The sequence below is a fragment of the Pseudomonas sp. KD5 genome, from assembly GCF_012932895.1.
Taxonomy (GTDB): Bacteria; Pseudomonadota; Gammaproteobacteria; order Pseudomonadales; family Pseudomonadaceae; genus Aquipseudomonas.
On the sequence record NZ_JDWJ01000008.1, the window covers coordinates 246,828 to 259,574 of the forward strand.

The 12,747-nt window shown below is 62.3% G+C and carries 9 protein-coding genes; all 9 read left to right on the forward strand.

The genetic code is table 11. From position 1 onward, the window contains the following. The first annotated feature begins 203 nt into the window (after positions 1-203). The 9 genes from AF70_RS19195 to AF70_RS19235 all read left to right on the forward strand — a co-directional run bounded on the left by AF70_RS19195 (position 204) and on the right by AF70_RS19235 (position 12,742). A complete protein-coding gene (locus AF70_RS19195; RefSeq protein ID WP_018927878.1) occupies positions 204-1,679 on the forward strand; it encodes a benzaldehyde dehydrogenase in 1,476 nt (491 codons plus the stop codon). Between the two features lie 71 nt (positions 1,680-1,750). Then, on the forward strand, positions 1,751-2,518 hold the full coding sequence (locus tag AF70_RS19200; RefSeq protein ID WP_019578612.1) for a coniferyl-alcohol dehydrogenase: 768 nt from the start codon (positions 1,751-1,753) through the stop codon (positions 2,516-2,518). Positions 2,519-2,667: 149 nt separating this feature from the next. Further along, entirely contained in the window at positions 2,668-4,317 is a 1,650-nt protein-coding gene (locus AF70_RS19205; protein WP_028940834.1) for a DUF1302 domain-containing protein, read from the forward strand. 15 nt (positions 4,318-4,332) lie between these two features. Beyond that, positions 4,333-5,694, forward strand: coding sequence for a DUF1329 domain-containing protein (locus AF70_RS19210; RefSeq protein WP_028940833.1), 1,362 nt, complete (start codon positions 4,333-4,335; stop codon positions 5,692-5,694). 71 nt (positions 5,695-5,765) lie between these two features. Next, positions 5,766-6,866 (forward strand): YCF48-related protein, encoded by a 1,101-nt coding sequence (locus tag AF70_RS19215; RefSeq protein WP_028940832.1) that lies wholly within the window; start codon positions 5,766-5,768, stop codon positions 6,864-6,866. 52 nt (positions 6,867-6,918) lie between these two features. Continuing rightward, entirely contained in the window at positions 6,919-9,342 is a 2,424-nt protein-coding gene (locus AF70_RS19220; RefSeq protein WP_028940831.1) for an RND family transporter, read from the forward strand. Between the two features lie 144 nt (positions 9,343-9,486). Further along, a complete protein-coding gene (locus AF70_RS19225; protein ID WP_019578617.1) occupies positions 9,487-10,470 on the forward strand; it encodes a helix-turn-helix domain-containing protein in 984 nt (327 codons plus the stop codon). A gap of 78 nt (positions 10,471-10,548) precedes the next feature. Next, the gene (locus tag AF70_RS19230) at positions 10,549-11,484 is read left to right on the forward strand and encodes a transporter (protein ID WP_028940830.1); all 936 of its coding nucleotides are present in this window, start codon (positions 10,549-10,551) and stop codon (positions 11,482-11,484) included. A gap of 10 nt (positions 11,485-11,494) precedes the next feature. Continuing rightward, complete coding sequence (locus tag AF70_RS19235) at positions 11,495-12,742, forward strand: MFS transporter (RefSeq protein ID WP_019578619.1); 1,248 nt, start codon at positions 11,495-11,497, stop codon at positions 12,740-12,742. The last annotated feature ends 5 nt before the right edge of the window (positions 12,743-12,747 follow it).

Sequence of the window (12,747 nt, forward strand, 5' to 3'; positions counted from 1 at the left end):
CTGCCGGCTGTACGCCAAGCACCTTGTCCTATTCGCAAACACCCCTCTACAGCCCGCAAGCCAGAGCCTTCGCCACTTGAAATGCGGCGCGACGCAGGAAGTCGGCACAGCCCTTGCTCTAGCGCTTTCACCACGCAGACGCCTTGCATCGTTTTAGCAAGGCCGCGTCAGGCAATGACAAACACAAGAGCCGGGAGACCGAAATGTCGGTAAGTGAACCATCTGATTTTCTGCGGGACGAGCCATGGCGTGAACGCATCTTCAATGGTGACTGGCTACGTCCATTGGGCGGCAGCCATAGCGTCATTGAACCGGCCACCGGCGAGGTGTTGACCGTCACCGGTTTGGCCGATGCAGCGGACATCGCGTTTGCCAGCCTGAACGCCGCTCGTGCTCAACCGGCCTGGGCGGCATTGGGGCCACGGGAACGCGCAGAGATCTTTCGTAAAGCTGCCGCACTGGCCCAGCAACACTTTGCCGAACTGGCGTTGTACATCGCCCGGGAAAGTGGCGGCAGTCTGTTCAAGGGTGAACATGAGGTCCGTGAGGCGATCGTGTTGCTGCATCAGGCGGCCGGGCTGCTGTCGCAACCCCATGGTCTGGTTCTGCCGAGCGAAGCGGGGCGCTTGTCCTATGCACGCCGGTTGCCCCATGGCGTGGTCGGGGTGATCTCGCCGTTCAACTTTCCCTTGGTGTTGTCCCTGCGTTCGGTGGCGCCGGCGCTGGCGGCGGGCAACGCCGTGGTGCTCAAGCCCGATCCGCAGACCCCGGTCAGTGGCGGTTTCATCATTGCCCGGTTGTTCGAGGCGGCCGGTCTGCCCAAGGGCTTGCTGCAGGTGTTGCCGGGTGCAGCGCCAGCCGGAGAAGCGCTGTGCCGCGATCCGCATGTGCGGATGATCGCGTTCACCGGCTCCACCGCAGCGGGGCGCAAAGTCGCGGAGCTGGCTGGGCGTCATCTGAAAAAAGTCGCCCTGGAGCTGGGCGGCAAGAACTCGTTGATCGTGCTCGAAGACGCCGATCTCGAACTGGCGGCCAGCAACGCCGCGTGGGGTGCCTGGCTGCATCAGGGGCAGATTTGCATGGCCACCGGACGCATCCTGGCCCATGAGTCGATTGCACAAGAACTGGTCCGCCGGTTGGCAGAAAAGGCACGGGCAATCACGGTTGGCAATGCCGCTCGCGGTGAGGCGGTGCTGGGGCCGTTGATCAACAAACGCCAGCTGTTGCGAGTGCATGAAATCGTCACGGAGAGTGTGACGGCCGGGGCAACTCTGCAAGCCGGCGGCGAGTATGAGCAGCTCTTCTACCAACCCACGGTGCTTTCCGGTGTGCGCCCGGGCATGCGCGCGTTCGACGAGGAAATCTTCGGCCCGGTGGCCACGGTGGTGAGTTTTGCCAGCGACGATGAGGCCATCGACCTGGCCAACCGCACCGAGTATGGCTTGTCCGCGGGGATCATTTCGCCTTCGGTCGGGCACGCGATGGCGATGGGCGAGCAACTCAATTGCGGGCTGCTGCACATCAACGACCAGACAGTGGCCGACGAATGCATCAACCCCTTCGGCGGACGCGGCAGCTCAGGAAATGCCGGCAGCGTAGGCGGCCCGGCCGACTGGGATGAATACACCCAATGGCAATGGGTGACGGTCAAGGATAAGGCGCCGCGTTACCCGTTCTGACGGGCCGGTTTTGCCGGGCCGACAAGGTAGGTCGGCTCACCGAGTACACAAAAATAATAAGAGGACTCAACATGAAACTCGACAACAAGATTGTGCTGGTGACTGGCGTCTCTTCGGGTATCGGCGCGGCCACGGCAAGCCTGCTGCGCAGCCACGGCGCCCACGTGATTGGCGTGGACCTGAAGGCGCCGCACATGACCCTGGATGGTTTTGTTCAGGGCGATCTGAGCAGTGCCGAGAACATCGACCGGTTGCTGGCGCAGCTACCGGCGCGGATCGACAGCCTGTGCAATATCGCCGGGGTGCCGGGCACTGCAAACCCGCAACTGTTGGCGCGGGTCAACTACCTGGGATTGCGCCACTTGAGCAGCGCGTTGCTGCCACGCATCAACGCTGGCGGCAGCATCGTCAATATCGCCTCGATCCTCGGCGCCGAGTGGCCGTTACGTCTGGAACAGCACAAGGCGCTGGCGCGCATCGAAGGTTTCGCCGCCGGGCAGGCCTGGCTGGCCGAGCACCCGGTACCGGACCAGACCTGCTACCAGTATTTCAAGGAAGCCTTGATCGTTTGGAATTACCTGCAGGCCCAACCCTGGTTTCTCGAACATTCAGTGCGCATGAACAGCGTCGCGCCAGGTCCGGTTTTCACACCGATCCTCGGCGACTTCGTGAGCATGCTCGGTGAGGCCCGAACCCAGGCCGATGCCCATCGCATGAAACGCCCCGCTTATGCCGATGAGGTAGCGGCGGTGATCGCTTTCCTGTGTGCCGACGAGTCGCGCTGGATCAACGGCGTCAACCTGGCAGTCGATGGCGGATTGGCCTCTACCTACATCTGAAACCATGTGGCGAGGGGGCTTGCCCCCGTTCGGCTGCGAAGCAGTCGTAAACCGGCTGATTTTAGGGCCGCTGCGTGCCCCAGCGGGGGCAAGCCCCCTCGCCACAAGTGCAAAGCCATGCCAAAAAATAAAAATAATGAGGAGCGTCCATGGACAACGTTAAACGTTGCTTTCGTTTCAAGCATTGCGCCCTGTTTCTGGCGTTATGCAGCGCCGGTGTGATGGTCGAAAGGGTCGAGGCCATGCAAATGGACCTTGGTGATTCCGACTGGAAACTGCGTTGGGACAACACCATCAAGTACAGCCAGGCCTGGCGTCTTCAGGGGCAGGACAGCCGATTGGTCAACGCACCGACCGCCAACGGCCTGTACCCGTCGATCCAGAGTCAGGGCGATAAAAACTTCAGCAGTGGCCTGGTCTCCAATCGTCTGGACCTGTTTTCTGAAATGGACCTCAGCCGGCAAAACTATGGCCTGCGTGTGAGCGGCGCAGCCTGGTACGACGATATCTACAACCAGGGCACCGACAGCAGCGAGCAAACGCATTTCCTCAGCGAAACCCGCAAGCTCCACGGTCGCGACGCGGAAATTCTCGACGCCTTCGTGTTCCTGCGCGGTGACCTCGGTGAAGACTCCCAAGGCGTGGTGCGTCTGGGCCGACACAGCCTGATCTACGGCGAAAGCCTGTTCTACGGTGGCAACGGCATTGCCAATGCCCAGGGCCCGACCGATGTGGTCAAGTTGCTGAGCGTGCCGGGGACCCAGTTCAAGGAGATCCTGCGTCCGGTCAATCAGATCTCCGGGCAGTTGCAGATCAACCCGCAGCTGTCGGTGGGCGCTTACTACCAGTTTGAGTGGGAACGCTCCAATGTGCCCGGCGCCGGCAGCTACCTGAGCGATATCGATGCCATCGGTTACGGCAGCGGTTCACTGCGCGAAGTGTTCGGCAACGACACGGTGAATGGCGGCGATTTGAAACCGCGAAATTCGGGGCAGGGCGGTATGCAGATCCGCTTCAAGCCGACCGGCACCGAGCTGGAGTTGGGTTTCTACGCTGCGCAGTATCACGACAAAACCCCGACCGGCCTGTACGCCTACCTCGACGGTGCGGCTGCGGCCGCCACCGGGTTGCCGATCCTGAGTTCCTATCGTCAGGTCTACGCCGAAGACATCAAGACTGCTGGCGTCAGCTTCTCCACCGCTTATGGGCCGTTCAACTTTGCCGGTGAAACTTCCGTGCGCTGGAACGCGCCGCTGGTGAGCAATCTGCAAGTGGTGGCCCCTGGCGTGGCGGCCGATGGCGACGATAACTCACTGTTTGCCAGGGGCAAAACCGCTCACGCCAACCTGTCGGCGATTTACCTGTTATCGCCCACCGCATTTTGGGATGGCGGCTCGGCACTGGCCGAGCTGGCCTGGAACCGCACCCTGAGCGTGACCGAGAACGCCGCCGCGCTGGATGCCAACACCACCCGCGATGCTACGGCACTGCGGGTATTGGTGGAGCCGGCGTACTTCCAGATTGTCGACGGGATCGACCTGACCGTGCCGATCGGCATGGGTGTGGTACTCGATGGGCGCTCTTCGGCGGTCAACAAATCGGGCTTCGGCAATACCCATTCCGGCGACTGGAGTGTCGGGCTCAAGGCCACCTACCTGCAGCGCTGGGATGTCGGCCTGAACTACGTGAACTTCTTCGGTGCCCCGAAAGCCGGGCTGCGCGAGGACGGCAATTTCAGTTACGGGCAGTCGTTGGCCGACCGCGACTTCGTCTCGCTCTACGTGAAAACCTCATTCTAATAAGGTGGATTCGCCATGCAGAACAAAGCATTTCTCAACACTTGCGTCCTCACCCTGGCCCTTGCCGGCATGAGCCTGGCGCAGGCGGCCGTGTCGCCTGAGCAGGCTGTACGCTTGAAGACTGAACTGACACCCCTTGGTGGCGAGCGCGCCGGCAACGCCGATGGCAGCATCCCGGCCTGGCTGGGCGGTTACACCAAGGTCGCGCCGGGCTACAAACCGGGTGACAAACGTCCCGATCCATTCGCCGGTGAAAAACCGCTGTATTCGATCAAGGCCTCGAACATGGAGCAGTACGCCAATGTATTGGCCGAAGGCACCAAACTGCTGCTGAAGAAATACCCGGACTATCGCCTGGACGTCTACCCGACCCATCGCTCGGCGGCAGCCCCGCAATGGGTGTATGACAACACCGGCAAGAATGCCACCCGCGCCACGCTGGACGTGGCGAGCGAGAAAGTCACCGGCGCCTATGGCGGCATTCCGTTCCCGATCCCGGAAAACGGTACGCAAGTGCTGTGGAATTATCGATTGTCCTGGCAGGGTGGCGACACCATCAGTTCGCCTTTCGATACCTGGCTGATGACCGCCGGCGGCAAGAAAGTCCAGGCGACCCGCGCCCAGTACACCTACCAGTTTCCCTACTACGTTGAAGGCGGCAGCCTGGAAAACTTTTCCGGCAAGTACCTGGTGGGCAAGCTGCTGACCGAACTGCCGTCGTCCAAGGCCGGCGAAGGCCTGATGACCCATTGGGACCTGGACCCGGCCAACCGTGCGGCCTGGCAGTATCTGGTCGGCCAGCGCCGGGTGCGTCGGGCGCCGAACATTGCCTACGACACCCCGGACTTCGTGACCTCGGGGGTCGGTCTGTTCGACGAAGCGTTCATGCTGTTCGGGCCTACCGATCGCTATGACCTCAAGCTGATGGGCAAGAAAGAACTGATCGTCGCCTACAACAATAACCGCGCCGGCCTGGCCAAGAGCGACGACTTGGTCAAGCAGAACTTCCTCAATCCTGACCTGGTGCGTTGGGAGAAACATCGGGTCTGGGTGGTCGAGGCCACGCTCAAATCCGGCAAGCGCCATGTGGTGCCGCGTCGCACCTACTACATCGACGAAGACTCCTGGCAGATCCTGATGGCCGACGGGTATGACGCGCAGGGCAAGCTCGGACGGCAGATGTATTCGCTGACGCTGTTGGCGCCGGACCTGCCGGCCCTCACCGCGCAGGTCATGTGGGGCAGCTACAACCTCGACACCGGCGCCTACTTCCTCAACTCCTCGAGCAACGATCTGGCGGTCCAGTACCAGAAAGTCGCGAAACCTTCGGCGTCCTATTTCACGCCGGATGCCATGGCCAACGAAAACATGCGTTGAACCTGAGGGAGGCCGCGGCGGGTGAGGGTGCGCGCTGCGGTCGCCTGTGACTTTGCGAGTGGGATACCGACATGATGGGGCAAAAACGCTATGCGGGCTTCGGCCTGCGCCGGGGCGCCTGCGTCCTGGCATTGGGTTTGATGGCGTGTATGTTCAACGCCCAGGCGAGCACGTTTGCAGTACTGCAGCAGCCGGCACTGCCGACCGCCAAGGCCCAGCGCGCGGCATTGCTCGGGCTGACCCGGGCCGGCGAGCGGCTGGTGGCGGTCGGCGAGCGCGGGATTGTGCTGCTCTCGGATGACGCTGGAAGCAATTGGCGCCAGGCCAGTGTGCCGGTCAGCGTCAGCCTGACGGCGGTGCAGTTCGTCGATGCCGAGCAGGGTTGGGCGGTCGGTCATCTGGGCGTGGTGTTGCACACCGAGGACGGCGGTGAAACCTGGCACAAGCAACTCGACGGTGAACGCGCCGCCGCGCTGGCGGTGCAGGCCGCTGAGCGCGATGCCGATCAACCGGGCGGTGCCGGCAACCTGGCGCAGGCCCGGCAGATGCTCGACGACGGACCGGACAAACCGTTTCTCGACCTGTACTTCAGTGACCACCTGCACGGCTACGTCGTTGGCGCCTACAACCAGATCTACCGTACCGACGACGGCGGGCGAAGCTGGCAGCCGTGGATGCAGCATGTGGACAATCCGCAGGGCCTGAACCTGTATGGCATTCGCGTCTCGGGCAACGATTTGCTGCTGGTGGGGGAGCGCGGTTTGCTGTTGCGTTCGACCGATGCCGGGCATTCATTCCAGGCCTTGAAGTCACCTTATGAAGGCAGCTTTTTCGGCTTGCTCGGCACTCACGGCGGCGCCTTGATTGCCTATGGTTTGCGCGGTAACGCCTGGTGGTCCGACGACCGTGGCGGCAGTTGGCGACGCCTCGACACCGGCATCGAATCAACACTGTCGAGCGCCATCGAACTGCGCGATGGCAGCCTGCTGTTGGCCAGCCAGGGCGGCGAGCTTTTATTCAGCCATGACCAGGGTCGTAGCTTCGACAAACGCCAGAGCCGCAGCGGCGGGACTGTCGCTGCCGTGCAACAGGCGGCCGATGGCAGCCTGGCCAGCGTTGGTTTGAGCGGTGTGGCCGCTGACCAGGATCCACGAGCCTCTGGCAAACCTTGAATCTTCACGGTGCAGCGCTATCGGGCCACGGCCCGTGCAACAGGAGTCAGACTTGAAAGACGACAAAACCCAAACCGTGATCGGCCGCCTGGCAGACTTCGACCAGGCGTCGGGCAACTTCGCCGAGCGGGCGATCTTCAACCATCGACCGCTGGTGATCCTGCTGTGTCTGCTGGTGACGCTGGTGCTCGGCTGGCAAGCCACGCGCATCGGCATCAATGCCAGTTATGAGAAAACCATTCCCACGGGGCATCCCTATGTCGCCAACTTTCTGGAGAATCGCAGTGAGTTGAGCGGCCTGGGCAACTCGCTGCGGATCGCCGTGGAGGTCAAACAAGGCAGCATTTTCACCAAGGACTATCTCGACACCTTGGCCAGGCTCAACGACGAGCTCTATCTGCTGCCGGGTGTCGACCGGCCCTACATGAAATCGTTATGGACCCCGACCACGCGCTGGACCGCCGTGACCGAGGAGGGGCTTGATGGCGGCACCGTGATCCCCGACGACTACGATGGCTCGGCAGCCAGTATCGAACAGGTGCGGACCAACGTCGCCCGTTCCGGTGAGGTCGGTCAATTGGTGGCCGGCAACTTCAAGTCCAGCGTGATCTTCGTGCCGTTGCTGGACATCAGTCCGCAGACCGGCAAGGCTCTGGACTACGGCGAGTTTTCCCGGCAACTGGAAGCCCTGCGGGACAAGTACCAGAGCGACGACCTGCGAATTCACATCACCGGTTTCACCAAGATTGTCGGCGACCTGATCGAGGGGCTGACCCAGGTGCTTCTGTTCTTCGTGGTGGCGGTACTGGTGACAGTGTTGGTGCTGTTTGGCTACACCCGTTGCGCGCGCAGCACGCTGGTGGTGGTGACGTGTTCGCTGGTGGCGGTGCTCTGGCAGCTGGGTCTGCTCGCCGTCCTCGGTTATGAGCTGGACCCCTACTCGGCGCTGGTGCCGTTTCTGGTGTTCGCCATTGGCATGAGCCACGGCGCGCAGAAGATGAACGGCATCATGCAGGACGTCGGTCGCGGCACCCACCGGGTGGTGGCCGCGCGTTATACCTTCCGCCGACTGTTCGCGGCCGGCATGACCGCCTTGCTCTGTGATGCGGTGGGCTTCGCGGTGCTGCTGCTGATCAATATCCGGGTGATTCAGGATCTGGCGATCACCGCCAGCCTCGGCGTGGCGGTGCTGATTTTCACCAACCTGATTCTGTTGCCGATCCTGCTCAGCTATATCGGTGTCAGCCCGGCAGCGGCGCAACGCAGCCTGAGTTCGGAAAACGCCGAACTGCAGGCACAGATCAAGCATCCGTTGTGGCGCGTGCTCGATTTGTTCACCCAGCGGCGCTGGGCTATTTGCGCCATGCTGGGCGGTCTGCTGCTGGCAGCGTTCGGTTTTGCCGTGAGCCTGCACCTGAAGATCGGCGATCTCGATCCCGGCGCCCCGGAGTTGCGGGCTGACTCGCGCTACAACCGCGACGCGCTGTTCATGACCCAAAACTATGCGGCCAGCTCGGATATTTTCGTGGTCATGATCAAGACTCCGGAAGATCAGTGCACCCGTTACGCGAGCCTGTCGGCAGTGGATGCGTTGGCCTGGCGGCTGGAGCAATTGCCCGGCGTGGAGTCGACCACCTCGATGGCGGCGCTGAGCAAAATCGCCACGGCCGGTTACAACGAAGGCAACTTCAAATGGTATGAGCTGATCCCCAATGACGGTGCGCTGGGCGCCGTGCAAACCCGTGCTCCGCGGGAGCTGTTCAATCAGGGCTGTTCGATGTTGTCGCTGTACGTTTACCTGGCCGATCACAAGGCCGATACCCTGAATCGGGTGGTGCAGGCCAGCGAGAAATTCATCAGCGAGCATCAGATGCCAGAGGTCAAATTCATGCTCGCCGCCGGCAGCGCCGGGATCGAAGCCGCGACCAATATCGTGGTGAAAAAATCCATGCGCGAGATGCTGTTCTGGGTCTACGGCGCGGTCAGCCTGTTGTGCCTGCTGACCTTCCGCAGCTGGCGCGCAACCCTTTGCGCGATGCTGCCGCTGATGCTCACCTCGATTCTTTGCGAGGCGCTGATGGTGGGGCTGGGCATGGGGGTCAAAGTCGCGACCCTGCCGGTCATCGCACTGGGCGTGGGCATTGGCATCGACTACGCGCTCTACGTCTTGAGTGTGATTCTGGCCCGCATGCGTGCCGGCGACACCCTGGCACAGGCGTATTACCAGGCGCTGCTGTTCACCGGCAAAGTGGTGTTGCTGACCGGCATGACCCTGGCGGTCGCGGTGTCGACCTGGGCGTTCTCACCGATCAAGTTCCAGGCCGACATGGGGATTCTGCTGGCGTTCATGTTCCTGGTGAACATGCTCGGTGCCCTGATCCTGCTGCCGGCCCTGGCCTGGCTGCTGCTGCCGCAGAAGGTCTTCGCAAAAAAGCCTGAAGCGAGCCGGCATGGGCTGTTGCTCAAGGAGGGCTGAGGACTCGGCAAGCGCTACACGAGGACGGGGACAGTGAGGACCGACTAGCCGTTTTCGGCACAATTACGCCAATGCCTGTTACGGCGGAATGGAACTTGCCTCCCCAACGGCCTGCAAGCCTTGTGTGCCCAACAGGAAAGGTCCATGAATAACAATAACCCAAGCGTGGATGGCGCCACCGGTACGCCGGACATGACTGCGGCGATTCATCGTTATCGCACCAACGACATCGATCAGCACGCACAGAACATGGACGGCTGGCAGGTACGCTATGACCAGCTGACGCCCGGGCGCTTTGAAGGCGAGTTGATCGAGTTTCGCGCCGGATGGATGCAACTGGCGCGCGACCGCTCTAATCAGGCGATGCTCAAGAGTGGCAGCGCCTGGAAGGGAGCCATCACCTTCAGCGTGCCGCTGAGCGCTCAGGGGGCGGTGTTTTGTGCGGGGCATCCGATTCATGAGGCGAGCCTGTTGGTGGCCCATGGTGATCACTTGCCCGATCTGCGCACGCCCGAACATCTGGATCTGTTGGGGGTGGCGGTTGATGTCCAGGCCCTTGAACATGTGCTGGAGCGCCAGGGCGCCCGGTTTCAAATTACCGATCTTCCCAAGTGTTACCGTCTGGGGGCTTCCTCGGTGCAGGCTGAGTTGGCGGCGCTGTTCGACGAGCTGGCCGCTGCCGATCAAGGCCACGACAGCCTGCTGGGCTATGAGGCGATCCGTCATGGCATTCGCGATGCCGTGATGGTGCAACTGCTGGAACTGGTCGCGCCGGATCAGGCCGCGCCCCTTAACCCGACGGCGCGCAAACGCATGGTCGATCGTGCCAGGGAATATGCGTTGGGGCATCTGGACGAACCATTATCGATCCTCGATCTGTGCAATCACATCGGCGCCAGCCGACGCAAACTCCAGTACTGTTTCCAGGAAACCCTGGGTATCAATCCGGTGGCGTATTTAAGGGCGTTGCGCCTCAATGCAGTGCGTCGTGAACTGCGTGACAGCCCCCATGAACATGGAGTGCAAGAGGTGGCGGCGCGTTGGGGCTTCTGGCACCTGAGTCGCTTTGCCAGCGATTACCGCACACTGTTCGGAGAGACGCCCTCACAGACCTTGCGTCGCCATTAACTGTGCTGAAAACGGATAACCCGCCTACCGGAGTCGTTACTAGGATGGCCCACACCATTTGGTTGGGAGGGGCATTCGATGAATCACAAGAACAACAACTCAAGCATCAGCCGCGTCACTGTATTCACCCTGGGGCTGTTCGGCCTGTGCGCTGGCGCACAGGCCACTGAAAACGGGGCGCCGACCACCGCAGTGGGCGTCTATGACTTCGGCGCCGGGATGATGCCGCCGGCCACGCCATTCGGCACCCTGGGCCTGCGCACGGCCTTCTATTCGGCCAACGTGCAGAAGGACCGCCACGGTCGTTCTCTGGACAACAATCTCTCCCTGGACGTGCTGTCCATCGGCCTGGCCTATATGCGCATGACGGACTACACCGTCCTCGGCGCCCAATACGGTTTCGGCACGGTGGTGCCTTTCTTCAAGATGGATGCTTCCCTGGAGGTGCCGACGCCGGGCGGTCCGTTGAAACTTGAGGCCGATCCGTTCCGCCTGGCAGACGTGCAGTTTCTGCCGCTGATCCTGCAGTGGAACCTGTCGCCCAACCTGTTCGTCAACACCCAGTTTCAGATCCAGACCCCCACCGGCGACTACGACAAGAACCGGCTGATTTCCCCCGGGCTCAATCACTGGACTTTTTCCCCCATCGTCAATGCCACTTACATCAGTGACACCGGCTTCGAGGTGTCATCGAGCTTCGAGGTGGACATCAACACGCGCAACCCGGCCACTGACTACAAGAACGGCGTGGAGTACCGGCATGAGTTCGCCGTGGGCCAGCACTTCGGCCCCTGGACCGCCGGTATCGGCGGGTACTACTACCGTCAGTTCACCGATGACGACGCCCCGGGCCTGACGAGTGGCAATCGCGCCAGGGTGCTGGCCGTGGGACCGGCGGTGAGCTACGTCAAACCGGGCCTGCCGCCGGTCTGGCTGCACCTCTACAAAGAGCAGGGCGCGAGCAACCGCGCCGAGGGCTACACCGTCGCCTTGCGCGTTTCCCAAAGTTTCTGAGGACCGGACCATGACTTCTGTGCATTGCGCTTCAACCCTGGCGACGCCTGTCGTGCGTCAGGCCACGGGACGCCGCGAAGGGCTGGTGCTGGTGCTGGGCAGCAGCCTGACCATCATGGGCTCGGTGATGATCGCGCCGATCCTGCCCAAACTCGGTGCCGAGTTCGGGCCGCTCACTTCCCGGGCCGACCTGCTGGTGCCACTGGCGGTCACCGGACCGGCGCTGGCGATTGCCGTGTGCGCGCCCTTGGCCGGTTGGCTCGCCGATCGAGTCGGGCGCAAGGCGTTGCTGGTGATCGCCACCTTGCTCTATGCCTTGCTCGGCGCGTTGCCGGCGGTGCTGGGAGACCTGCAGTCCATCGTCGCCGTGCGCCTGCTGTTCGGGGTGGCCGAGGCGGCGGTGATGACCTGTTGCGCGACCCTGATCGGCGACTATTGGCAGGGCGAGGAACGGTTGCGCTACATCAATCGTCAGGTGGTCACCATCGGTTTGGTCGGTGCGTTGTTCTTCGTCGTTGGTGGCGCTTTGGGCGAGCACTCCTGGCGCTTGCCGTTCCTCCTCTATTTGCTGCCGCTGCTGCTGGTGCCGGCCATGGTGAAGGTGCTCTGGGAGCCGGTTCGTACGCAGCCGTCCGTTGAGGTTCAGGGACCGGAGCGGGTGGCGATTCTGCCGCTGGTGTTGGGTTATCTGCTGATCCTCGCGGGCATGGTGCTGAGCTTTGTGGTGCCGGTACAGACGCCCATTTTGCTGGTGGGTCTCGGGGTCACATCCAGCACCCTGATTGGCCTGTCCGCCGGCTTGAGCCTGCTGGCCACCCTGGGCGGTTCCCTGGCCTGGCCGCTGCTGCGTCGACGTTTGGGGATCGCCGGTACCAATGCGGTGTTGCTGCTGTTGCTGGCGCTCGGGTTGTGGTTGCTGATGCGCGGGCAAAGCTACAACCAAGTGGTGCTGGCGGTGGTGATCCATGGCCTGGGCGCGGGATTGCTGGTGCCCAATGTCATGGCGCCGATGATGGAGGCCTTGAGTGCTCGAACCCGTGGTCGGGGATTGGGAGGCTTCACCGCGTGCCTGTATTTCGGTCAGTTCGTCAGCCCCTTGGTGGTGGCGGTGCTGGGTGCGTTTGCCGGCGACCTGCGTCACGCCATCGAATGGCTGGCCTTCGCCAGTCTTGCTGCCGCGCTGCTTTGGGCGATCGCCGGGTTATCGCGCCGCCGCTCGAACTCTTCCGTGCCATCCACCCATTCGTCATTGAAATAGATCCG